General features: G+C 42.1%; 24 protein-coding genes and 1 tRNA gene. 15 read left to right on the top strand and 10 right to left on the bottom strand.

What is annotated here, in order from left to right; genetic code table 11:
• Positions 1-15: 15 nt before the first annotated feature.
• The gene (locus tag F612_RS0105200; RefSeq protein WP_019556695.1) at positions 16-522 is read left to right on the top strand and encodes a chemotaxis protein CheW; all 507 of its coding nucleotides are present in this window, start codon (positions 16-18) and stop codon (positions 520-522) included.
• Between the two features lie 97 nt (positions 523-619).
• Here F612_RS0105200 and F612_RS0105195 read toward each other — a convergent pair whose 3' ends face one another.
• From F612_RS0105195 to F612_RS0105175, 5 genes are all read right to left on the bottom strand, one after another.
• Entirely contained in the window at positions 620-916 is a 297-nt protein-coding gene (locus F612_RS0105195) for an EscU/YscU/HrcU family type III secretion system export apparatus switch protein (RefSeq protein ID WP_019556694.1), read from the bottom strand.
• Positions 917-1,030: 114 nt separating this feature from the next.
• A complete protein-coding gene (locus tag F612_RS0105190) occupies positions 1,031-1,306 on the bottom strand; it encodes an STAS domain-containing protein (protein WP_019556693.1) in 276 nt (91 codons plus the stop codon).
• A gap of 28 nt (positions 1,307-1,334) precedes the next feature.
• A complete protein-coding gene (locus F612_RS0105185) occupies positions 1,335-1,694 on the bottom strand; it encodes a response regulator (RefSeq protein ID WP_019556692.1) in 360 nt (119 codons plus the stop codon).
• A gap of 59 nt (positions 1,695-1,753) precedes the next feature.
• Positions 1,754-2,278 carry a chemotaxis protein CheW gene (locus F612_RS0105180; protein WP_019556691.1) on the bottom strand — a complete coding sequence of 175 codons (525 nt, stop codon included), beginning with the start codon at positions 2,276-2,278 and terminating at the stop codon, positions 1,754-1,756.
• Positions 2,279-2,658: 380 nt separating this feature from the next.
• Positions 2,659-3,693, bottom strand: coding sequence for a hypothetical protein (locus F612_RS0105175; RefSeq protein WP_019556690.1), 1,035 nt, complete (start codon positions 3,691-3,693; stop codon positions 2,659-2,661).
• A gap of 111 nt (positions 3,694-3,804) precedes the next feature.
• On the opposite strand from F612_RS0105175, the gene F612_RS0105170 reads away from it, so the two are divergent.
• The 3 genes from F612_RS0105170 (at position 3,805) to F612_RS13380 (ending at position 7,317) form a co-directional block, all read left to right on the top strand.
• Positions 3,805-4,632: a CheR family methyltransferase gene (locus tag F612_RS0105170; RefSeq protein WP_019556689.1), complete on the top strand. Its 828-nt coding sequence runs from the start codon at positions 3,805-3,807 to the stop codon at positions 4,630-4,632.
• A 54-nt stretch (positions 4,633-4,686) separates the two neighbouring features.
• The gene (locus F612_RS0105165) at positions 4,687-5,808 is read left to right on the top strand and encodes a protein-glutamate methylesterase/protein-glutamine glutaminase (RefSeq protein WP_019556688.1); all 1,122 of its coding nucleotides are present in this window, start codon (positions 4,687-4,689) and stop codon (positions 5,806-5,808) included.
• Between the two features lie 267 nt (positions 5,809-6,075).
• Positions 6,076-7,317, top strand: a complete 1,242-nt coding sequence (locus F612_RS13380) for a methyl-accepting chemotaxis protein (protein WP_019556687.1) — start codon at positions 6,076-6,078, stop codon at positions 7,315-7,317.
• A 175-nt stretch (positions 7,318-7,492) separates the two neighbouring features.
• On the opposite strand, the gene F612_RS0105155 is transcribed toward F612_RS13380, so the two are convergent.
• Positions 7,493-7,756, bottom strand: a complete 264-nt coding sequence (locus tag F612_RS0105155; RefSeq protein WP_019556686.1) for a hypothetical protein — start codon at positions 7,754-7,756, stop codon at positions 7,493-7,495.
• 117 nt (positions 7,757-7,873) lie between these two features.
• Between F612_RS0105155 and F612_RS0105150 the strand changes: the two genes are divergently transcribed.
• Positions 7,874-8,185 (top strand): Nif3-like dinuclear metal center hexameric protein, encoded by a 312-nt coding sequence (locus F612_RS0105150; RefSeq protein ID WP_019556685.1) that lies wholly within the window; start codon positions 7,874-7,876, stop codon positions 8,183-8,185.
• Between the two features lie 260 nt (positions 8,186-8,445).
• On the opposite strand, the gene F612_RS12220 is transcribed toward F612_RS0105150, so the two are convergent.
• On the bottom strand, positions 8,446-9,141 hold the full coding sequence (locus tag F612_RS12220) for an FKBP-type peptidyl-prolyl cis-trans isomerase (protein WP_019556684.1): 696 nt from the start codon (positions 9,139-9,141) through the stop codon (positions 8,446-8,448).
• Positions 9,142-9,281: 140 nt separating this feature from the next.
• Complete coding sequence (gene trxB, locus F612_RS0105140; protein ID WP_019556683.1) at positions 9,282-10,232, bottom strand: thioredoxin-disulfide reductase; 951 nt, start codon at positions 10,230-10,232, stop codon at positions 9,282-9,284.
• A 303-nt stretch (positions 10,233-10,535) separates the two neighbouring features.
• On the opposite strand from trxB, the gene F612_RS0105135 reads away from it, so the two are divergent.
• The 9 genes from F612_RS0105135 to serS all read left to right on the top strand — a co-directional run bounded on the left by F612_RS0105135 (position 10,536) and on the right by serS (position 22,190).
• Positions 10,536-13,073, top strand: coding sequence for a DNA translocase FtsK (locus F612_RS0105135; RefSeq protein ID WP_019556682.1), 2,538 nt, complete (start codon positions 10,536-10,538; stop codon positions 13,071-13,073).
• A 62-nt stretch (positions 13,074-13,135) separates the two neighbouring features.
• The gene (locus F612_RS0105130) at positions 13,136-13,780 is read left to right on the top strand and encodes a LolA family protein (RefSeq protein WP_051080292.1); all 645 of its coding nucleotides are present in this window, start codon (positions 13,136-13,138) and stop codon (positions 13,778-13,780) included.
• Positions 13,780-15,138, top strand: a complete 1,359-nt coding sequence (locus tag F612_RS0105125; protein ID WP_019556680.1) for a replication-associated recombination protein A — start codon at positions 13,780-13,782, stop codon at positions 15,136-15,138. Before F612_RS0105130 ends, F612_RS0105125 begins: the two co-directional genes overlap by 1 nt.
• Before the next feature lie 49 nt (positions 15,139-15,187).
• On the top strand, positions 15,188-15,583 hold the full coding sequence (gene crcB / locus F612_RS0105120; protein ID WP_019556679.1) for a fluoride efflux transporter CrcB: 396 nt from the start codon (positions 15,188-15,190) through the stop codon (positions 15,581-15,583).
• A 136-nt stretch (positions 15,584-15,719) separates the two neighbouring features.
• A complete protein-coding gene (gene gcvT, locus F612_RS0105115) occupies positions 15,720-16,847 on the top strand; it encodes a glycine cleavage system aminomethyltransferase GcvT (protein ID WP_019556678.1) in 1,128 nt (375 codons plus the stop codon).
• 84 nt (positions 16,848-16,931) lie between these two features.
• Entirely contained in the window at positions 16,932-17,303 is a 372-nt protein-coding gene (gene gcvH / locus F612_RS0105110) for a glycine cleavage system protein GcvH (protein ID WP_019556677.1), read from the top strand.
• A gap of 58 nt (positions 17,304-17,361) precedes the next feature.
• The gene (gene gcvP, locus F612_RS0105105) at positions 17,362-20,283 is read left to right on the top strand and encodes an aminomethyl-transferring glycine dehydrogenase (protein ID WP_019556676.1); all 2,922 of its coding nucleotides are present in this window, start codon (positions 17,362-17,364) and stop codon (positions 20,281-20,283) included.
• Entirely contained in the window at positions 20,280-20,807 is a 528-nt protein-coding gene (locus F612_RS0105100; protein ID WP_019556675.1) for a glycine cleavage system protein R, read from the top strand. Before gcvP ends, F612_RS0105100 begins: the two co-directional genes overlap by 4 nt.
• A 96-nt stretch (positions 20,808-20,903) precedes the next feature.
• Entirely contained in the window at positions 20,904-22,190 is a 1,287-nt protein-coding gene (serS, locus tag F612_RS0105095; protein ID WP_019556674.1) for a serine--tRNA ligase, read from the top strand.
• Between the two features lie 85 nt (positions 22,191-22,275).
• Here the strand turns inward: serS and F612_RS0105090 are convergent, their stop codons facing one another.
• Positions 22,276-22,608 (bottom strand): MGMT family protein, encoded by a 333-nt coding sequence (locus F612_RS0105090; RefSeq protein ID WP_019556673.1) that lies wholly within the window; start codon positions 22,606-22,608, stop codon positions 22,276-22,278.
• Positions 22,609-22,708: 100 nt separating this feature from the next.
• Here F612_RS0105090 and F612_RS0105085 point away from each other — a divergent pair.
• Positions 22,709-22,799, top strand: a tRNA-Ser gene (locus F612_RS0105085).
• A 188-nt stretch (positions 22,800-22,987) separates the two neighbouring features.
• Here F612_RS0105085 and F612_RS0105080 read toward each other — a convergent pair.
• Positions 22,988-24,154 (bottom strand): methyl-accepting chemotaxis domain-containing protein, encoded by a 1,167-nt coding sequence (locus F612_RS0105080; RefSeq protein ID WP_019556672.1) that lies wholly within the window; start codon positions 24,152-24,154, stop codon positions 22,988-22,990.
• Positions 24,155-24,170: the final 16 nt, after the last annotated feature.

The following is a 24,170-nucleotide window of genomic DNA, read 5'->3' as shown; positions in this document are numbered from 1 at the left end:
AGATAAGGAGGAGTTATGGATATGATGACTCAAAGTATGACAGGTAACGATAGTCCTTCGATGAGTGAAATGCAAGATGAGGCCGCTTATCTAGGGCCAAGTGCTCGCTGTGTGCTCTTTACTCTAGAGAATGAAATTTATGGCATTCATGTTAAGAAAATCAGGGAAGTGCTTAGGGTTGGTATCATTCGAACGGTTGCGGGTACGCCTCATAATGTCCTGGGTGTTATTAATGTCCGTGGTGTCATTGTCACCGTCATTGATGCACGTTCCATGTATGGAATGCCTGCTAAAGAAATAAGTGATTATTCACGTATTATTATTGTTGAGTTGGATGGTGAGCGCGCTGTCGGTATGTTGGTTGATTTTGTGATGGAAGTCAAAGATATCCCAGAAAGCAAAATAGAGGCTTTGTCAGCGACTAAAGAGAATGTTTCTCGGTATATTCAAGGTATTGCTCATTTCCAGAATAACGTTATCATTCTGATTGATGTCGATAATATGTTCGCAGGAGAAGAGTAGTTTATTTCTATGCAAGGCTTAGTCTATGAAGGACGGATTTGCTAACAAACATTAAGATCTTATAAAAAAGGGCATTTGTTATGCCCTTTTTTTATAACTAAACTTCGGGAGTCGTTGGCGCGATTTCTTTACCACTGATTTGGTAGGCAAAAATTAACACCTGCACAACCGCTTCATAAAGTTCTGGTGGGATTTCTTGGTCTAGCTCTACCTGGCTGAGTAGTTCAACGAGAGGACCATTTTCTTGAATGGGGATACCTAGCTCTTTCGCCGTTTGAATAATCTCTTGTGCAATATACCCTTTGCCTTTAGCCGTTACTTTAGGTGCGCTAGTACCTTCGTACTCGATAGAAATCGCAATCTTAGTTGTAAGCGGTAGACCTTTTTCATCCATTAACGAAGCCTTGTCTATTAGGTTTGAAAATATTAAATGAACAGATCACAGAAGAGTATGGTTTCTGATTAGGAAGGGGTAGCAAAGAGAGAAAGTTCTCTCCTTGACGAGGTATTAGGTAAGTTGCAAATCGTGTATTAATCCAAGCTTTTCTGCGCTCGTTTTAAGGATTTCTGACGAATTTGACCAGGTTAAAACTTTACCATTTTCTTTAGCATTACTCACTAAAACCAGTAGTGTTTGAAGTCCCGCAGTGTCAATGGTTTCAATGCCAGAGGCATCCACAGTAATTTCATCACCAGAGTCATTGAAAAGCTTGTTCAGCTCACTAAAATGCGCTTCGATATGGTGGATGGTTAAATTTTCTGGCAACTTAATTTGATTACTCATGAAAGCCTCATCTATCTAATCTAAAAGTTTAAAGAACGCGAGTAATAACTGAAAGCAACTTTTCAGGACTGAAAGGTTTAATAATCCAGCCTGTTGCACCAGCCTCTTTACCTTTGGCTTTCATATCACCTGAAGACTCTGTCGTTAAACATAAAATAGGCGTGAATTTATAGTTAGGCATGGCTCTCAAAGCGGTAACTAACTCAATACCATTCATATTAGGCATGTTGATATCTGTTACCACTAAATCAAACTGACCTTGCTTGGCAATTTCCAAAGCTACGGCACCATCTTCTGCTTCAGTCACATCATGACCTGCTGATTTCAGAGACATACTTACCATTTGTCTCATTGACTTAGAATCATCTACTGCTAAGATTTTTGACATCTTATCCTCTCACTATTATAGGCTTAGAAATTAACGTTTTAACGTCATTATACAGGGGGTTAATCAAGATTTAGGGCTTTTTTAATAGAGGCAAGAATGCCATCATTTATTAAAGGATCGACATGTAAAATAATCACTAATTGACTATTTATCGTTGCCAATCCATGTACATATTCTGATTGCACCGTTCCACTCATCTCTGGGGCAATTTGAAGTTCTTTTTTATTAATAGTATAGACATCTGAGACGCCATCTACAACAAGGCCAATAATTTTTTGGGCACCCGTATTGTCTTCTGACCTTACAATAATCACAACGGTTGTTTCATTGTAAGTGATGTCTTGTAGTCCAAAACGTACACGTAAATCGATGATTGGAACTACCGCGCCGCGGAGGTTGATAACCCCCATTACATAGCTAGGGGTGTTCGGGATAGGGGTCGTGTTTTCCCAACCTGTAATTTCTTGGACTCTTAGAATGTCAACACCGTATTCTTCATGACCGAGTATAAAACTTAACACTTGGTCTGTGTTGTTTGCGCTTTGATCAATTTGTTCTTGAATGGAGTTTATTTTATTGTCCATTTAGACGGCTCTCTCTTAGGTGACATAATGATATTGCTAAACTAACCGATTCGCTAGTAAAGGTCTAGTTTTCTCTTTTATTTTTTTACGACAATATTTGGAAAGACCTTTTTACAAAATAAGAAATGAATCAATTTAGCCTAAAATTCACAAAAGATTGTTCAATAGCTTACTGCTAATAGTGTGTTCTACTTTAATAGGTATGGTTTTGGTTTATATTTAAGTCATCCTGACTCGAGCAAAGGGCTTATTAGAGACTCAGTTTTAACCTTTTTGTCACGAGTTTCAGTATTTATTCATTCAATCAACATTAAATTAGAATGCCTATGCCTAGGGTATGCAGCTCTGGACAGAGCAAATGCCTAAAATAGAACACTAGGTTAGATATGAATATCAATCAGCGCAACTTGGGTGGATTTTTCAGTTTTGGTCGGTTTCTGCTTGACGATGAGTAGGTTCTGCAGCTGCAAATTTTGATGCTCGAATTGCTTCTTCAGTTGCGTGAGATGTTCAGAAATACTTCGTTCTAAGGTTTCTGTTTCACACCATAAAAAGCAGTTGAATTCATTTTGCTGATTGAGCGTTAATTTAGCTGACATTTCCCCTATAGGTAAATGTAAATCAATTAAGACCTCCCAGCGTGGTGAACCGGATTCAGAGTGCTTTCTAAACTCAATATAATCCTGTTCATCCTGTTTTTTATGACTAGAGGGGAGGTCTAGGGACGTTATATTAGGGTTTTCGTAGAGTTGTAATTGTTGCAGCGTAATTCTATTGATTGCTTGGTTAAGCGACCCTAAAAGTTGAGCAATTTGTGGTGAAGGCGATCTTATATTCAGTGCCTCTGCTTGCTGTCGCAAGGAAAGCAACTGGCTTTTAATGTCATGGTTCAAGTTTGGTTTATCAGCTTGTTTAAGTTTTGATTCTAAAAACAGACCACTATCCGCCATTTTTTGTTTTAAAGCCGAGCCAGATAAAGGTATCTGACTTTTGACGATTTGTTCTAGAAGTTGATTCACAGGTCCCAATAATGAAGCTGGCAGACCTTGCAGTAAACTTATTTGCTGAAATGCCTGTGGCAGTGCAGTCTGGTTAGGTATCACTTGTCGTAAAGCGGCTTGGAGTACATTTTGTAATTGTTGACTGTTATTCTGTTTAGGTGCACGGATAATGGCAAGTTCAATGGTCGGTTGTAGTTGTTTTATTCGAACCTGGATAAGGCCGGATTCTTGAAGGTCGAGTTTACTTGTGGCAACAAGTGTTTGGCTACCGATAGACAAAGTGACTTGTTTACCTTGGATTTGTTCGATGTTTGCCGTAACTACCTGACCCACTTTGAATAGTGAAGCGCTTTGAGCCGCACTATTCAGTGTTAGAGACTGTGCAGTTGTGAAATTATTGGAAATATTAACCATTGTTTTTACCAGTTAAAATGAACTTTTACTTGCATCCCATTAAATTACAATTATATTAGCCCTATTAAATCGTACTTTAACGATAGAATTATTTGAATAAGGTCATCATACATGAGTGAACGCGAATTTGACTTTACAGAGCAAGATTTTAAACGAGTCCAAAAGATTGTGTATGATTTTGCAGGTATTGATTTAAATGAATCAAAAATTAACTTGGTTTACAATCGGCTAGCAAAACGCATACGATTCCTAGCTTTAACAAGTTTTAGCCAATACATTGACTATGTTGAAGCCCAAGGTGAGTCTGAATTTATTCAGTTGATTAACTCAATCACTACGAATTTGACCTTCTTTTTTAGAGAAAATCATCATTTTGAGTATTTAGCGGAACATGTGATTCCTGCATTAGTCATTTCAAATGCGGCTAGCCGACGAATTCGGATTTGGTCTGCAGGTTGTTCAACAGGAGAAGAGCCTTATTCCATCGCAATTATGTTAAAGGAAAAAGCACCCTTGGATTGGGATGTTCAAGTGATTGCGACTGATTTAGACTCTGACGTCGTCCAAACCGGATTAAATGGAGTTTACACAATTGACCGATTAAAGGGAGTTTCTGAAGCGCGTCAAAAACGATGGTTTTTGAAAGGGACAGGCTCGAAAGAGGGGTTTGTTAAAGTTAAGTCTGAATTGCAGGAGATTATTAAATTTGATCAGTTAAATTTGATGAGTGAGTGGCCTATCAAAGATTCAATTGATGTGATTTTTTGTCGAAATGTAGTGATTTACTTTGATAAACCAACCCAATCCAAATTGTTCGATCGATATGCTGATCGGTTGCCGGTAGGTGGTCACCTTTTCGTAGGGCATTCTGAATCACTCTATAAAGTTTGTACTCGGTTTGAGTTATTAGGGCAAACTATCTATAAAAAAAATGAGTAATAAAAAGGGCTTTAGAGCCCTTTTTATTGCGTTCGATAGAACAAGGAATATTCTGTGAACACACCTATTAAAGTTCTGATTGTTGATGACTCTGCATTGGTTCGTAAAATGCTAAATGAGATGTTGTCTTCTGATCCAGACCTACAAGTTATTGGTACGGCCTCAGATCCGTTTGATGCAAGAGAAAAGATTAAGCTACTGCACCCAGATGTGCTGACATTAGATATAGAAATGCCGAAAATGGATGGGGTGACTTTCTTAAAGAATCTAATGCGATTGCATCCTCTCCCCGTTGTTATGGTATCCACACTGACTGAAAAAGGTGCTGATATATCCTTTGAGGCCATGGACTTAGGCGCTGTCGATTTTGTGACCAAGCCTAAAATTGATTTGACACACAGTTTTGAGGCTTATACGCAAGAAATATGCAGTAAAGTTAAAACGGCCGCTCGCGTTAATAAATCCATGTTAGAGCGTCAGTATGCCCGTTATGTTGCTAATCAAAATAGCCGTCCCGAAGTAGTAAAGCCTCAGAATGTTCCTGATAAATTGTCGACCGATGCTGTGCTCCCAAAGACGACTGTTCGCCAGAAACACTTTAAGACCACAGATAAAATTATCGCACTAGGAGCATCAACGGGTGGCACAGAAGCGATTAAAGAAGTACTGATGCGCCTTCCAGTCAGCACTCCGGGCATTGTGATTACTCAGCACATCCCAGCCGCCTTTAGTTTACCGTTTGCTAAACGTATGGATTCGCTTTCAGAAATGACGGTTTTCCATGCTGAGGATGGCCAACAGATTCTTCCGGGGCATGTTTATATTGCACCCGGTGATAAACATCTCATGGTGGTGCGAGATGGTGCGCGTTATATTTGCCGTCTTAATGATGGGCCACCTGTTAATCGCCATAAACCTGCTGTTGATGTTATGTTTCGTTCTGTGGTGCAAAATGTTGGGCAAAACGCCATTGGAATTCTATTGACAGGTATGGGGGCGGATGGTGCGGCCGGTATGAAAGAGTTGCAAGAGAGTGGTGTCCCAACCATTGCCCAGGACGAAAAGACGAGTGTTGTCTGGGGAATGCCTGGCGAAGCGGTAAAGTTAGGAGCTGCTGATTATATATTGCCCTTAGAAAATATCCCTCTAAAAATTCTAGAGTTGGCTGCACGCTAACAAAAACACACTTTATGCTTTGGCGAATTTGATCCTTGCTAAGCATTGAAGTGCGCTTGAGAATGCTTAACATTAAAGCCTTTAATATGTGTATACTCATTCGATTTTCGTAATTCACCTTAGGTGAACACCTTCTTTTATTGAGTTTCTCTTAGAGCTCAATCTCGCGATTTATTGGCATAATAACTGCTATTAACCCTCTAATCACTCAGAACCATCGTATTTTGATACGGGTTTAAAGACTCGTATGTAATTAAGGAAATAAACATGCCCCATATTATTACTGCCTATTGGCCAGCTTGGCTTGCGACGTTGAGCGGCATTGTACTGACTCAATTAGACATTCCTTTCATAGGGCTGGTTATGGTTATAGTGGTTTCTATCACTTGGTCATTGATGGTGGCAAGAGTTGCCGATTCATCGGCCATGAAGCCGTCTCCTTCAAACGTAGCACCTGCTCTGCAGGTAAGTTCTCCTGTACCAATGGTAAGATTGGCCGTTGCGAGTGAGACGATAAAGGTTCTGATGAATGATGTAGATTCGGTGATTGGCAATGAAGTAGGTGTCGTTCGTGATGAGTTGATGCAGGTTAAAGAATTAGTTGCCGAATCGATTGAAACGTTAAATGGTAGTTTTTCAGGGCTACATGAGCAGACCCAAAATCAGTATGAATTAGTGATGGCATTAATAGAAAATCTAGGTGGCGGTGATGGCAATTCTGAAGATTTAAGTATTAAAGAGTTTTCAGCCGAAATTAAGGTTGTGTTGCAATACTTGATAAATTTACTGATTGAGGCGAGTCACCGTAGTAATAAAACGGTTGCTAAGATTGATGATATGGTGGGTCAAATTGAATCCATTTTCCATCTACTGGAAGATGTAAAGGGTATTGCTGATCAGACAAACTTATTGGCTTTGAATGCGGCGATTGAAGCTGCAAGAGCGGGAGAAGCCGGGCGTGGCTTTGCTGTTGTTGCAGATGAAGTTCGTAAGCTTTCTTTAAATTCAAATATATTAAATGCACAAATCCGTAAACAAGCGGAAAAGGCGCGCACTACGGTTGATGAAGTTCGTCTTATCGTGAGTGAAACAGCCACTAAAGATATGGAGCATGCCGTATCCTCTCAAGAGAAAATGGATGTCATGCTGAGCGATTTGGAAGGCATGAATGATGGCATTTCTAGTAAATTAGGTGAGTTTTCAGGCATGATTTCTGGGATTGAAGTCAGTGTTTCAGATGCGATGCGCTCATTACAGTTTGAAGACATTGTGCGGCAGTTAGTTGAGCAGGTGATGAACCACCTGGAGAACCTAAATGGGTTTTCAAATGAAATTATTAGTTTTCTTGAAGATAACGATACAAATCCGGCTCTTTCTGAAGATGAGCATAAGCAAAGAATAGAAGTTTTGCGTCAAAATATCCATAAAAAACGTCAAGAGATAGATGATTTACGTATGGCGCGAGTCAATACGGCATCGATGGATGAAGGCGAAATTGAGCTGTTCTAAACTGAACCAAGATACAATTAGATTGTTATAACGGTTTTAGTTTCTTCAATAAAAAAGCCCTGTACTTACAGGGCTTTTTTATTGAAGAAACAATGATTCGCTCGAATTGACTTAACAGGATGTTCTCAGTAAAAGTCTTGAGTCTGAATGATTGTGACTAAGACAGATTTTAGATTTAGGCCATATTACCCATGGTGTTATTCCAAAAACTACCAAAGATGATGCTAAAGAAAATTCCTGTAGCAAAAACAACATACCAGTAGCGGCGCATTTTCAGGTCCAATGCACTCTCTTTATCAGGACGATCTTTAAAAAAGATTAACATAAGTCCAATGGCGGAAATGAAACCAGCAATATTGGCTAGATAGTAAATGCCTGTAAACATGGCTGTCACGCCCAAAATTAAGATAATGCCATAGATAATAAGTAGTAAACGCATAATAGCTCCTTGCAAAGCAGGTTAGAATCAATTTTGTAATATGCGTTATTGTATTGAATTTGAAGCACCCTTACGGGTTTATTTAAACTTTATATGAAAATTCTTTAAGGAAATTAAATGTATAAAATTTGTTTTTATGTTCCTGAAAGTCACCTGGATTGTGTAAAAGATGCTCTGTTTGCTGCTGGAGCAGGTCAAATTGGTCAATATGATTGTTGTGCTTGGCAATCTAAAGGCGAGGGTCAGTTTAGAGCCTTGGATGGCAGTAAGCCTTTTTTGGGAGAGTTGAATCAGCTAGAAAAAATAGTGGAGTATAAGGTAGAGTTAGTCTGCGCTAGTCAGTATATAGAGCTTGCGGTTCAAGCTTTGAAAGCTTCGCACCCTTTTGAAACACCTGCTTATGATGTGATTGAAGTTTTAAACCTATAACCCTATATAAAATAAGGAGTTATGTTCGTTTCGAACCGTTTTAAACTCATTTACTGTTTTTATATTAGAAAATGTTGATATGAAGTAAGTCTTAGACTATTATGTGGCCGTTGTTTCATTACAACACTCCTCTTAAGAGCTAAGATTGTTCCCCTTATATTTGGGATACCCAGTTTGGTTAATTCTTCACTGGGCTTTTTTTTGCCTGACTTTCTGTTTTAGAAGTTTAAAGACAATCGTATTGTTAATGCTTTTTAGCGTTACTTAGGTGTGGGGTCAAACGTAATCAGTTCGATTGTAAAGATCAATGTCTGATGTGGTCCAATAGCTTTCCCTGCACCTTTCGCACCATATGCCATATCAGCAGGAATGTAGACTTCCCATTTTGAACCTGGATTCATCAGCTTCATCACTTCGCTCCAACCTTTAATCACGTTGCCCATCTGAAATTTCAATGGAGTGCCACGTTTGTATGAACTGTCAAACTCAGTACCATCAATTAAGGTTCCACGGTAATGTGCAATCAAAGTGTCATCTTCAGTAGGATGAGCGCCTTTACCTTCAGTAATTACTTTATACTGAACTCCGCTCGGTAAGCTGATTACGCCGGCCTTTTTGGCATTGTTGGCTAGGAAAGCTTGGCCTTCTTTTAGGTTTGCATCTCCGATGACTTTTCTTTCAGCTTGTTGTTTTTCAAGCATCTCTTTTTTAACGTCACTGATAGCGCTCATCATCTCTTTTTCCGTCAGTTTTAAGGGACGATGTTTGATGGCATCTTCTAATCCAAGAGTAAAGGCTTTGATATCGATTGTTAGCCCCTGTTCAGTGAAATTTTTTGCTAAGTCCGCTCCAAGCGTATAGCTGGCTTTTTGTTCCGAAGTGCTTAACGCTTTATTGGAAGCAAGAGCAGAAGAAGCGAAAGCCACTCCTAGGGCCATAATGAACAGTTTTTTCATGCGTATTCCTTGTTTAAGTCTTGTTAGGGTGTGATATAAGAGTTTTTACTTTGTATGGCTCAATGAATGACTACAATCATGTCTACGTACAAAGGTCTCTAAAAAACCACCAGGCCTGGTGGTTCTGTTTTATCGTGGGTTTATTTAAGGTTATCTAAATACTTTTCAGCATCTAAAGCCGCCATACAGCCAGCACCCGCTGAAGTAATGGCCTGTTTATAATATTGGTCCATCACATCACCTGCGGCAAAAACGCCTGGGATTGAAGTTTGTGTTGCATTACCCTTTAATCCGCTTTGCACATTCAGGTAGCCATTGGTCATGTCTAACTGATTTTCAAATAACCCCGTGTTAGGTGTGTGGCCAATCGCAATGAATACACCAGAAACCTCGAGCTCTTTGGTTGAATCATCTACCATGCTTTTCAGTCGCAGACCTGTGACCCCCATTTTATCGCCTAGGACTTCGTCTAAAGTTGCATTGTATTCAATGTTGATATTACCGTGTTCAGCTTTTTCCATCAGGTGTTTAGACAGGATTTTTTCTGAAGAGAAGCTATCACGACGATGAACAATGGTGACTTCTGCCGCAATGTTAGAAAGATACAATGCTTCTTCGACCGCTGTGTTTCCACCGCCAATGACCGCAACTTTTTGATTACGGTAAAAGAAGCCATCACAAGTGGCACACGCTGAAACGCCTTTACCTTTAAAAGCTTCTTCTGATTCTAAACCAAGATATTTCGCCGTAGCACCCGTGGCAATGATTAAAGCATCACAAGTGTACTCGCCAGAATCGCCAATGAGTTTAAAAGGTTTGCTGTTCAATTCAGCGGTATGGATGTGGTCAAAGAGAATCTCCGTACCAAAACGTTCAGCGTGTTGTTGCATGCGAACCATTAAGTCAGGTCCCGTTAAACCTTCAGGGTCTCCAGGCCAGTTGTCTACTTCAGTTGTGGTCGTGAGCTGTCCACCTTGTTGCATGCCAGTAATCATGACAGGCTCTAAGTTTGCTCGCGCTGCGTAAACGGCCGCGGTATAGCCTGCAGGACCTGTTCCCAGAATGAGTAGTTTGCAATGTTTTGTCGCCATGGAGTTTCCTTTTACTTAATTACTTGGTTTTGTTTTATTCCGAATTTGTGCTTAAGAATACAGAAATGTGATATTTTTATCATACCTATAAAGTTAGATTGAGGCATTTTAATAGGGTTATGTGCTAAAATTTTAGCAGTTTTTCGGGGATAAACTAGAGGCAATCGTTATTAAATTTTGATATTAGATTTAATAGGATTTTCGATTGCATTGCTTTACGATTGACTCATAAGTTAAACATAGCATTGTAAAGTTCTTCGAACAAGCTGATTCAGCTTAAATTTATTTACATATAGAAGGTTCATGTCCATTAAAACCCAAAACACTAAAACAATGACTCGACCGGCCCACCAAGCAGAGGCGGCTGTTTCTTCTGAGAACGTCTCGACCCTGCAACGCTTCGGTTGGATACTAAAAGATGGCGTCGTTCTGAGCAGTATTGGCTTGGCTTTTTTCCTGTTTATTGTGCTCTTTAGCTATACGCCCCAAGACCCAGGATTTGATTCGGTAGGTGCGGTGCATAATATCCATAACTATGGCGGAAAAACGGGTGCCTGGTTATCTTCGATGATTTTGTATATCTTTGGTATCTTTGGTTTTTTAATTCCCTTTGGAATTGTGTTTGCGGGTTGGGTGACCCTCAAAATTAGAACGGGTAATGAGCTTGATTACCTGCGTTTTATTCTGAGCTTATTCGGTTTATTACTCTTAATTACCGCAGGATCAGGTCTTGCAAATCTGTATTTAAATCCCAATATGGCCTTAATACAACTGCCTTATTCAGCTGGAGGCGTTTGGGGATATGAGTTCAGCAATTGGTTAGTGGGTGCGGTTGATTTGTTGGGCGCGACGTTAATGCTACTTGTGTTATTCGCAGTGGCATTTAGTATGTTAAGCAGTTGTTCTTGGTTGACAATTATTGAATCAACAGGTCATAAAGCATGGTTGTTGGCAGATTATCTACGTGGTTTGGTGAAGGGCAGAGTGATTCAACCCGGGCGTTTTAAATCGACCGTACAATCGTTGAAAGAGAGAAAATCCGAAGTTCGTCAAAACCTACCGTCAGTCACTTCAAAAGTGGTGAATAACCCTCTCAAGGAGATTATCGCAAAACAACTGGCTAAAGCTAAAGGTTTGTCTAATGGTGGATTAAAAGAATTAGGAACCCCCAATCACCCTAAGAGTGCGGATGTTAAAGCGGACATACACCTTGAAGGAGATTCAAAAATACCAGCCCAAAACAGAGGCAAGCCTTCATTGGATGCTCCAGTCTCTGACTCTGACAACAAAACGGCTGTGAGAGTCGGAGAGAAGCAGGCACCTAATACAACCTTGCCGTTTGTGCCGTCGGGGGATTTGCCAGGTTTAGATTTATTGGATCCGCCCATGCTTTATGAGGAAGGTTTTTCAAAAGAAGAGCTGGCAGCACTCTCTCTTTTATTGGAGCAACGCTTGTTAGAGTTTGGTGTTACAGCACAGGTTGAATCAGTTCAGCCAGGGCCAGTCGTGACACGCTTTGAGATTTTACCTGCACCTGGCGTTAAGGTGAGTCAAATTAATAACCTGGCTAAAGATTTGGCACGAGTCCTTTCCGTTCAGTCAGTTCGTGTCGTCGATGTCATTCCAGGTAAAGCAGTGGTCGGGATTGAAATTCCCAATGAACAGCGCGAGATCGTCAGTTTCAGTGATGTTCTGGCTTCAGATGAATTTCAGTCTGCAAGCTCGCCATTAAGTATTGCTTTAGGAAAAGACATCGCTGGAAAACCAGTGGTAGCTGATATTGGCAAAATGCCGCATTTACTGGTTGCGGGCACCACGGGTTCTGGTAAGTCAGTTGGGGTCAATAGTATGATTCTTAGCCTGTTGTATAAAAGCACGCCTGAGCAGGTTCGCATGATTATGGTTGATCCCAAAATGCTTGAGTTGTCTATTTATGACGATATTCCGCATTTACTTACGCCGGTAGTCACTGATATGAGTGAAGCCGCCAATGCCTTAAGATGGTGTGTGTTTGAGATGGATCGACGTTATCAACTCATGGCGAAATTAGGTGTCAGAAATATTGCTGGTTATAACCTAAAAGTAAAAACGGCCATTGATGCGGGCAAGCCGATTATCGATCCACTCTATGCACAGATTGCTAACTATGGACATGACTTAGGTGAAGTGCCGCCAACACTGGAAACCTTGCCTTATATTGTGGTGGTGGTCGATGAATTTGCCGATATGATTATGGTGGTCGGCAAAGAGGTTGAGCAGCTAATTGCTCGGATTGCACAAAAAGCCCGTGCTGCTGGAATTCATTTGGTCTTAGCGACTCAGCGGCCTTCTGTGAATGTAATTACCGGTTTGATAAAGGCCAATATTCCGACGCGCATGTCTTTTATGGTAAGTACTAAAATTGATTCTAGAACGATCCTTGATCAAGGGGGCGCAGAGCAGTTGTTAGGGATGGGAGATATGTTGTTCCTTCCTCCGGGTTCTGGTAGTCCGAAACGAGTGCACGGTGCTTTTATGACAGATGATGAAGTCCATCGTGTGGCAGATTTTGTGCGCGCACAAGGTGCACCACAATATTTGGAAAGCATTACTCAAGGGATTAGCAAACCCGATAGTAACGGTGGACCTGGCCCAGATGCAGAAAGCGATGAACTCTATGACCAAGCGGTTGAATTCGTTGTACAAGGTCGTAGAGTCTCGATCTCTTCTGTGCAACGTCATTTTAGAATCGGTTATAACCGTGCGGCACGAATTGTTGAAACCATGGAGTCTTCAGGGATCATATCGACCGCGGGTTCAAATGGTAATCGTGAAGTGTTGGCGCCTAAACCACAAGAATAATTAAAGAACTTAACAAACCTATTTTTTAAAAACCAATAACAGATCAAGAGTGTGCCTACCGGATGAAAATAAACAGACTATTACGACGGATACCACAATGGACACAGGCTTCGGCAATGGTGATATTGTTGGGCTTGTCCAACAGTGCTCATGCAGAGAATGCTCTGCAAACCTATGTCAACCACCTTAAAACGTTCAGTGCCGATTTTGAACAAATTCAACCAGATGAAGCGGTGTTTGAGTTGAATAAATCGTTCGGCCATTTTGACCTAAATCGTCCCGGTAAATTAGTTTGGGAATACTTAAAACCCGAACCCCAAAAGATTGTAGTGGATGGACCTAATCTATGGGTCTTTGATAAAGACTTGGATCAAGTTACTGTGCGCCCGATTGCCGACATTAAAGGAGACATTCCTTTAAGCTGGCTTCTTTATAGCGAAAAAATTGAGAATAAATTTACCATTATCGATGCTGGACAACGAACTGGCAAACATTGGTATAATTTGACACCCAAAAAAGCCACTTATTTCCAAAGCATCGAAGTCGGTATGCTTAATGGTGAAATGGTTGAAGTCTGGATGTACCAAGGTCCAGATAATGTGACCAAAGTGCGCTTTAAAAATATAGAGTCGAACGTGGTCATTCCCTTAAAATCCTTTCAGTTCCAATTGCCTGAAGGCGTCGACTTGATTGGTGAACCACAGTAATGTCAGTTTACCAACCTCTATCAGACCGTCTACGTCCCAAAGTCCTAGAAGGCTTTGTCGGTCAGACCCATCTTTTAGGGCCTAAACGTGCGCTGTCACGGATGTTAGAGACGGGTAGTTTGCACTCTATGGTCTTTTGGGGGCCACCAGGCGTTGGCAAAACCACGCTAGCGCGTTTGATTGCTTTACAGTCGGACTTGCAGTTTATCAGTCTATCTGCCGTTTTAGATGGCGTCAAAGATGTCCGGCTTGCGGTTGAGAAGGCCAAATTACATCGAGCACAATTTAAGCAGGGCACGCTGTTATTTGTCGACGAGGTGCATCGATTCAATAAAGCGCAACAAGATGCGTTTCTACCTTTTGTAGAAGATGGCACTTTTGTGTTTATAGGGGCCACCACTGAAAACCCCTCATTTGAGTTAAATAATGCTTTATTATCTCGTGCACGAGTCTATGTCTTACGAACACTGGATGAGGAGGAACTGGCTCTGGTGTTAGAGAGTGGTCGTCTTTTATTAGAGCAGGATTTAAGAACGACTTTCATTGAGACCCACCCGGACATTTCTATTCAATTAGAGATTGAAGAAGATGCTAAAGAATTGTTAATTTCTGCTGCTGACGGCGATGCTCGACGTTTACTGAATAGCCTAGAACAAGCAATGGACTTTGTAGAACTCTTTGAGTCAGATCTACCAGGCCTGGTCAAATTATCGAAAGGCGCTTGCAAAGAGGTTATTCAAGGCGGCATTAGACGTTTTGATAAGGGGGGAGAAGCCTTTTACGATCAAATCTCCGCTTTACATAAATCGATTCGTGGTTCAGATGCCAACGCGGCTTTGTATTGGCTGGTACGCATGTTAGATGGCGGGGTGGATGCTCGTTATCTGGCGCGACGTCTGATTCGTATGGCCAGCGAAGAGATTGGCAATGCTGATCCTAAAGCCTTACAAATTGCGGTTAATGCCGCGGAAGCTTATGAACGTTTAGGTTCGCCAGAAGGTGATTTAGCGTTGGCACACGCGGCGTCTTATTTGGCGGTTGCGCCTAAATCAAATGCGGTCTATATGGGATATAAAGCCGTATTGGCTGAGATTAAAGAACATGGCTCCTATGAAGTGCCTTTGCATCTGCGTAATGCACCGACTAAATTGATGGCCGAATTGGATTATGGCAAAGGCTATCGTTATGCACATGATGAGCCAGAAGCCTTTGCCGCAGGTGAGTGTTATTTCCCAGAAGAGATGGCTGAAAAGTCCTATTATCAACCGGTCGATAGAGGGTTGGAAATTAAAATTTCCGCTAAGATGGAACACTTAAAAGCTTTGAATACACGAGCGATCTACAAACGCCGTCCATAAATGCCGGCCAAACACGATAATCACAATTTGCAAAGATGAGGAACTTGTAATGACAGCATTGGGTATGACAGCATTAGGGTGGTTCGCTATTGCTTTAGGTGGCGCATTAGGAGCAACCGCACGTTTTGCGATGTCTCACCAAGTGTATCAATGGTTCGGACGCGAATTTGCCTGGGGAACCTTATCTGTCAATGTACTCGGCTCTTTTGTGATGGGACTCGTGGCGGTTTTATTGGTGCAAAAGCTGGATGTATCCAGTGAATGGCGTGCTTTTGTGATGGTGGGCTTCTTGGGGGCTTTTACGACCTTCTCCACCTTTTCTTATGAAACCTTACAGTACATTGAAGTGGGTGAAATCAACAAAGCTTTCATTAATATTGTGGTCAGTCTCGTGAGCTGCGTTCTTGCCGTATGGGCAGGGATGCTGGCTGCACGTCAGTTTTAATAAGGAGGGGGTTTCAACAAGCCTTTTTCATCTTTTATTAAACCTTTTATCCAAAAAACAGTAGAATCAACTATTCAAGTTACTTTTAGAAAAGTTTACTCGCTATCACGCATAGCTGGCTTTTAAGGAAAAAAGTATGCAGAGCAGCAACCAGATTACGCTAAAACAAACTCCACTCTATAGTCTGCATCAAGAACTTGGTGCCAAATTAGTGCCTTTTGCAGGTTACCTTATGCCGGTGCAATATCCGTTAGGGATTAAAAAAGAGCATCTGCATACACGACAAAAAGCCGGTTTATTTGATGTCTCTCATATGGGGCAGGTGCGGTTAACAGGCAAAAATGTGGCAACCGCTTTGGAAGCCCTTGTCCCTGTTGATATTGTTGATTTGCCTAAAATGCAGCAGCGCTACGCTTTGTTTACCAATGAGCAGGGTGGCGTCATGGATGACTTGATGGTCACCAATGCGGGTGACTATCTGTTTTTGGTGGTTAATGCCGCCTGCAAAGCACAAGATATCGCCCATCTGCAAAAACATCTAGCCGATCAATGTGAGATAGACGTATTAGATGACCGTGCATTGTTGGCTTTGCAGGGCCCTCTCGCTGGGGAAGTGTTGGCTAAATTTGCACCGGAATCGGCAGAAATGATCTTTATGTCAGCGAAAACCCTCTTAGTAAATGGCATTGAATGTTTTGTGACCCGTTCAGGTTATACCGGCGAAGATGGTTTTGAAATCTCAGTTGCGAACAGAGAAGCGGAGGGCTTAGCACGTGCCTTATTGGCAGATGATGCCGTAGAGATGATTGGTTTGGGTGCGCGTGACTCACTGCGCTTAGAAGCGGGGTTATGTCTGTACGGGCACGACTTAGAGAACGATACCTCGCCCGTGGAAGCCAGTCTGTTATGGGCGTTATCAAAATCGCGTCGAGCAGACGGTGTTCGGCCAGGAGGCTATATTGGCGCAGAAGTGATTATGGCACAAATGGCCAATGGCGTTAGCCGTAAGCGTATTGGTCTCAAGCCTTTGGGCAAGATGCCAGTGCGTGATGGTGCAGAAGTCGTCGATGACCAAGATAATATCATTGGTTTCGTCACCAGTGGTGGATTTAGCGTAACCTTAAATTGCCCAGTGGCAATGGGTTATGTGCAGACAGAATTTGCTCAAGTAGGCACTAAACTTCAAGCGTTAGTGAGAAACAAAAAAGTTCCGCTAGAGGTTGTGAAACTACCGTTTGTTAAACAGAATTATTATCGAGGTTAACGTTATCTAACCTTTAAATTTAATATTTAAACAAAATGACCAGGCCTGGTCAGTTCAACAAAAATAAAAATAAGGAGAAATTCAATGAGCGATATTAAATATAGTGCAGAGCACGAATGGATTCAAGACAACGGCGATGGCACCGTGTTAATCGGTATTACCGATTTTGCACAACAACAGCTAGGGGATTTGGTTTTTGTTGAGCTACCAGAACTCGGCACTGAAATTAACAAAGGTGAAGAGATTTCAGTCGTTGAGTCGGTTAAGGCTGCAAGTGAGCTGTTTGCACCCGTTGATGGAACGATTATTGAAGTCAATGAAGCACTCGAAGAAGAACCTGAATTGATTAATGAAGATGCGATGGCGAACTGGATTGTCAAAGTAAAACTTTCAGATCCCTCTGATTTAGATGATCTAATGGACGAAGATGCCTATAACGAATTAACAGAAGAGTAATTATAGAACCGTCTTTAAAAGTCAGTAATGAATGGATTGAAATAGCGGAGAATTAAACATGTCCCAAGCCACTTTATCGCAATTAGCTGACTGTTCATTAGAAGAGTTGCAGCAAAGTGACAAGTTCATTACTCGCCATTTAGGGCCTGATGACGATGAACAACTCGCTATGTTAAGGTCATTAAAAATGGCTTCATTAAACGAGTTATTAGATAAAGTGGTGCCTAGTTCAATCCGCCGTCACGACCCCATGGATTTGGCCGAAGGTTTGACTGAGCAGCAGTCATTGGAAAAGCTGAAAGCCATCGCCAGTAAAAATATCGTGCTCAAATCCTATATCGGAATGGGCTACTACAATACCTTCACCCCACCAACGATTCAGCGGAATATTCTAGAAAATCCCGCCTGGTACACCGCCTATACTCCTTATCAAGCTGAAATATCGCAAGGCCGACTTGAGGCAATGCTGAATTTTCAAACGATGGTTTCAGATCTTACCGGTTTAGAGCTTGCCAATGCTTCCCTACTAGATGAGGCGACCGCCTGTGCCGAGGCCATGACCCTTTGTCAGCGTATGAGTAAATCGAAAGGTAAGGTGTTTTTTGTGGCGGACGACTGTCATCCACAAAATATAGAAGTGATACAAACGCGTGCTGAACCTTTAGGCATTGAAGTGGTGGTGGGCAATCCAATCAACGAGCTTGCGGATTACGATTTGTTTGGTGTGTTGCTACAGTATCCAGGAACTTATGGCGAGGTCTCGGATTTTAGTGAGCTGATTGAAAAGATCCATGCTAAGAAAGCCTTAGTGGCCATGTCGGCCGATTTATTGGCATTAACCTTACTTAAAACACCGGGTGAGATGGGGGCCGATGTCGCCATCGGTAATACTCAGCGCTTTGGTGTACCGCTCGGTTATGGTGGACCCCATGCCGCTTATATGGCCACTAAAGATGACTTTAAACGTTCTATGCCAGGGCGTTTAATTGGGGTTTCTGTCGATAGCCGCGGTAAAAAAGCCTACCGTTTGGCCTTACAAACCCGTGAGCAACATATTCGTCGAGAGAAGGCCACCAGTAATATTTGTACGGCTCAGGCTTTACTGGCTGTCATGGCAAGTATGTATGCAGTTTATCATGGTCCCGTAGGCTTGACTAAAATCGCCTATCGCGTGCATCGTTATACTCAATTGTTTGCCAACGGCTTAACTCAGTTAGGGTTTAAGGTAAATAACAAAGTGTATTTTGATACTTTAAACATTTTTGTGCCAGGAAAGGCCGTGGCCATTCAGCAGGCTGCAGTTGATAAGGGGATAAACCTAAGACCGATTGATGCCGACACGGTGGGTCTCTCATTTGATGAAAGCTCCACTCTTCAAGATATTACAGTACTTTGGGAGGTCTTTGCAGGAGAACAGGCGGTTAGCTTAAAGGCCGAAGTTTTGATGAAAGATCAACCTCCCGTTATTGGCGAAGATTTGCTGCGTACCTCAGAATTTTTAACACATCCAGTGTTTCATGAACACCGTTCAGAAACGCAAATGATGCGTTATATGAGATGTTTAGCGGATAAGGATTTGGCGTTAGACCGTGCCATGATTCCGTTAGGCTCTTGCACCATGAAGTTAAATGCGGCGGCAGAACTCATGCCGATTTCTTGGCCGGAGTTTGCCAATCTTCATCCGTTTGTGCCACTCAATCAGGCTTTGGGTTATCAGCAGATGGTGTTAGAGCTTGAAAAAATGCTCTGTGAAGCCACCGGTTATGATGCGGTATCCTTACAGCCCAATTCAGGTGCGCAGGGCGAATATGCCGGTTTGCTAGCGATTCGTGCGTATCACAAAAGCCGTGGAGAAGGGCATCGCGATGTCTGTTTGATTCCGGCATCGGCTCATGGAACCAACCCGGCATCGGCGCAGATGGTTGGCATGTCAGTCGTGGTGGTGAAAACGAATCTCAAGGGTGAAATTGACTTGGCAGATCTTCACGCTAAGCTTGAAAAACACTCTGCAAAATTGGCGGCCATTATGATTACCTACCCATCAACCCATGGGGTGTTCGAAGAGAACGTCAAAACGGTGTGCGACCTGGTGCATCAGCATGGTGGCCAGGTTTATATCGATGGTGCAAATATGAATGCCATGGTCGGGGTAGCCGCCCCCGGCCAGTTTGGGGGCGATGTTTCTCATCTCAATCTACATAAAACCTTTGCCATTCCACACGGTGGCGGTGGGCCAGGGGTTGGTCCAATAGGGGTCGGTAAGCATCTAAAGCCATTTTTGCCGGGTTACGCTGTGGTCAATTCTGAAGATGAGCCAAAGGTTGTAGGGGCGGTTTCAGCGGCTCCTTGGGGCAGTGCGGGTGTACTACCGATTAGTTGGAGCTATATTGCCATGATGGGCTCTAATGGTTTAGTGCAAGCGACCGCCACGGCGATTTTAAACGCCAACTATATCGCCCACTCTTTAGCGCCGCATTATCCGATTCTTTATAGTGATGACCAAGGTCGTGTGGCGCATGAGTGCATTATTGATTTACGACCAATCAAAGAAGCTTCGGGAATCACCGTTGATGATATTGCTAAACGTTTGATAGATTATGGCTTCCATGCTCCGACCATGTCATTTCCGGTTGCCGGAACTTTTATGATTGAACCCACTGAATCGGAATCTAAAGTCGAGTTGGACCGTTTCTGTGATGCCATGATTGCCATCAAAGCAGAGATCAACGATGTCATGAGTGGGGTGTTAGATGAACATGATAATCCACTCAAAAATGCACCCCACACAGCGGATATGGTGATGGCCGATGAATGGAACCATGCCTATTCACGTCAATTAGCAGCCTATCCTGTTGAGAGCTTGCGAGAGGTTAAATACTGGTGTCCGGTGGGTCGAGTTGACAATGTGTATGGCGATCGTCACTTAGTCTGTTCTTGTCCGCCATTAAGTGACTATAGTGAAGTAGGAGGGGTGTTATGAAAAAATCCATGGTAATCAGCGTATTGGGTAATGATTCACCAGGCCTGGTGAAATCACTGTCTAAAATCATTGTGGCGCATAATGGTGACTGGATTGAGAGCCGAATGGCAAGTCTAGCCGGTAAATTTGCGGGCATTTTAAGAGTGGATTTACCCGCGGAACAGCTTGCAGACTTTCAAGCAGCGTTGCAAAATTCACAAGGGTTAGGCTTAAGTGTTATTTTTGAAGAGAGTTCTCACACGGATTCAAAGCCCGCAGAGAATCAATTTGAAATTGAACTTATTGGCCAAGACCAACCCGGTATTGTGCATCGGATATCATCCATATTAGCGCAAATTCACGCGAATGTAGATGAGCTGCATACCGAAGTGATTGAGGCCTCAATGTCTGGCGAAAAGCTCTTTAAAGCAAATATTAAAATGCATATTGCCACGGATGTGAAAGCGGACGAAATTCGCACGCTTTTAGAAGAGTTGGCCAATGAGTTAATTGTGGATATTGAACTGGTTGAAGCGGGTGCATAATAGCCCTTAATAAGTGTTAGAATATCCCGCAAAATTGATAGGTCAAAAGACCTTACTACTGAACAGATTACTGAATAAACCAAATAGAGAATTCCAATGCTAGACGCAAAGCTACTGAGATCAGATTTAGAAACGGTTGCCGAAAAACTAAAAGCACGTGGTTACACCTTAGATGTGGCCACGATTCAGACGCTAGAAGCACAGCGTAAAGAGTTCCAGGTAAAGGCCCAAACCTTACAAGCCGAAAGTAATAGTCGTGCTAAAGGTATTGGTAAAGCAAAATCTCAGGGCGAAGATATAGCGCCTTTATTGGCTGAAGTCAGTTCATTAAAAGCCCAGTTGGAACTTGCTGAACAAGCCTCTGTCGACGTTCAAGCAAAATTAGAAGTGATCTTTTCGAGCATTCCAAACTTGCCACATGAGTCGACTCCTGCGGGACTTGAAGAAGAAGACAATGTTGAAATTAGAAAGTGGGGCACGCCTGCAGAATATGATTTTGAGGTTAAAGATCATGTTGATTTAACCGAAGCACGCGGTTGGTATGATAACGATGCGGCCGTTAAAATCACTTCGGCTCGTTTCTCGGTTTTAAAAGGTCCGTTGGTTAAGATGCAACGCGCTTTAACCCAGTTTATGCTGGACACCCATGCCAATCATGGGTATGAAGAGGTTTACGTTCCTTACCTCGTCAATCAAGAAAGTTTACGTGGTACCGGTCAGCTACCTAAGTTTGAAGCCGATTTATATAAAATCAGTAAGCATGACGAGCATGATACCAGTGACCGTGATCTGTATTTGATTCCGACGGCAGAAGTGCCGATTACGAACCTAGTGCGTGATGAAATTCTGGACGAGAGTACCTTACCGCTTAAATTTGTCGGACACACGCCTTGTTTCCGTTCAGAAGCAGGCTCTTATGGTCGTGATACCCGTGGCTTGATTCGTCAGCACCAGTTTGAAAAAGTAGAGATGGTCCAAATTGTCCATCCTGATAAATCACTTGAAGCTTTAGAGGAGCTAACAGGTCACGCCGAAGTTATTCTGCAAAAGCTAGGCTTGCCTTACCGCTTAATGGCATTATGCGCAGGTGATATTGGCTTCTCGGCCGCTAAAACGTATGATTTAGAAGTCTGGTTACCAGGACAGCAGCTTTATCGTGAAATTTCATCTTGCTCAAGTTTTGAAGATTTTCAAGCTCGTCGTTTGATGGCGCGTTTCCGTTCAGGGCAAGAAAAGCCACAGTTAGTCCATACCATTAACGGTTCTGGATTAGCAGTAGGGCGCACCTTAGTTGCCGTTTTAGAGAACTATCAAAATGCAGATGGCACAGTGACTGTTCCTGAAGTGTTACGTCCTTATATGGGGGGTGTTGAAACGATCTAATTTGCTTTCAATACTTATTTATGACGACTTTTAAAAGCGACCAGGCCTGGTCGCTTTTTTTATGTCTAAAATATGTAGCAATTCCTTATTCCTTAAAATCAAACAAGACCCTCTTAAAGTCTTGAACCTTTCCATCTAGGATAACAATGCCTTCCTCAGTGAGTAACTCTATTTTCCGATCCGAACCAAAAGCATAGCCACCGAGTCGACCATCGGTATTCACCACGCGATGGCAAGGCACGCTAACTGGGTTAGGATTACTGTTCATGGCATTGCCCACTGCTTGATAAGCCTTGCTGTTTAAAGCCTCGGCAATGGCTTTGTAAGTGCTGACCCGCCCTTTAGGAATTTTAAGCAATAGTTCATAACAGTGCTCATTAAACGTTAAGTGATTGTTTTTCTTAAGTTTGGAATTCATAAGTTTGACCAGGCCTGGTTAATTGCATTAATTTTACATAAATATTGCCAAAACGTCTTGCAATAATCGCTCAGAGTTCTATAATACGCAACATCAAAAAGGTGGATTGGCTGAGTGGTTTAAAGCAGCAGTCTTGAAAACTGCCGTGGGTTTGTAGCCCACCTAGGGTTCGAATCCCTAGTCCACCACCATATTTTGAAAACCCCGAGTAAGGCTTGTCCTTCTTGGGGTTTTTTTATGTCTGAAATTTAGGACTGTACTGGCTGGTTAAATCAGAAGCCTAAATTGACTGGCCTGAAAAATGCCTATAAAAAAAGCGAGTTGTTTATAAAACAGACTCGCTTTAGGGAAGGTTTTTATATAAGAAGGCTAATGCCGGCTACTTAGCTTTATAACTGTAGGGCGCGGGTTTTGAAGCATACTTTGTTAAATCCGTTTGTAAGTTTTTAACTTGCTTTTGAATGGTGAGCTGTTGTTCGGTCAATAAACGCAATTGTACTTTCAGCTCATTTAAAGTGTTATTGATTCCTTTGCTGGTTGAACCATCAGCAGGATGTTGAGCTGTTCCGTTGGTAAGATTCGCTTGAATGGCTTTAAGTGCCTTTTCCTGCTTTCTAACTAACCAGCGAATATCATTTAATTTTTTGACCTGTGAGGCATCTGAACTGTCGGCCGTGCTACCCGTAAGAGTCATTGCTTGAAGTTTATGCTGTTCGGCCAATATTTTTTCAACCAAGGTCTTAAGTTCAGAATAGTCAATTGCACTTTGTTCTGTTTTTAAACGGGTTATCATGGCAGACGTCTGTCTCTCATCTTTTGTTTCGTGTGCAATGGCGGTGGTTGCAATATCGTGATGAAGGGTGGCAGACTCTTTGCTGTGCGTTGTGCTATCTGCTTTAGCATCGCTTATGGGTTCGTTAATTAATGTTTTGGATGGCATTTCGCCAGAATTATCGTTGACAGTGCTATGAATTTTAACCGGTGTGGTAACGGTATCTTTCATGCGAATGATGTCAGCACTCATCGCTTCAATCAATGAAGAAAGTTCATCTACTTTGAGAGTAATTTTTTTACTCAATAAGTTACTTTCAATTTGAATAATATCTAGAGTCTGACCTTTAAATTGGCTATTTTGTTTATTGGTTTCATAGAAAAAATAGCCAATCACACTAAGTGCAATAGTATTCACCACGACCGAACCAACCATTAGCGCGATAAACGTCTTTTTAGTAGACTGTATCTCTTTCGTGGCCGTTCGGACAGACTGACGTAAATTGTAGTTGAACTCCGCCAACTCTAAGCTTTGCGATTTGAGTTGTTCAGCGGTTTTGACAGCTGCTTTAGCAGCCAAATGACTCTGGAGTGAAGCTTCTTGCGCCGTTTTAGCGGTTTCCAGCGCAATTAGGTCAACATCGATTGAACTTGCTTCACCACTTTTAAGCTGTGAGTTTTGAGCAGCAACGTTTTCAACATTATCATTCAATTGTTGTGTACTCTCTTCTAGCTGTTCAACTTCTTGTAGTAAATCGTCAACGATATTACTCATGGTTTTACCTATTTAG

The sequence above is a fragment of the Thiomicrorhabdus arctica DSM 13458 genome (assembly GCF_000381085.1).
In the GTDB taxonomy this organism is placed as follows: Bacteria; Pseudomonadota; Gammaproteobacteria; order Thiomicrospirales; family Thiomicrospiraceae; genus Thiomicrorhabdus; species Thiomicrorhabdus arctica.
This window is presented reverse-complemented; position numbering and strand designations above follow the sequence as displayed.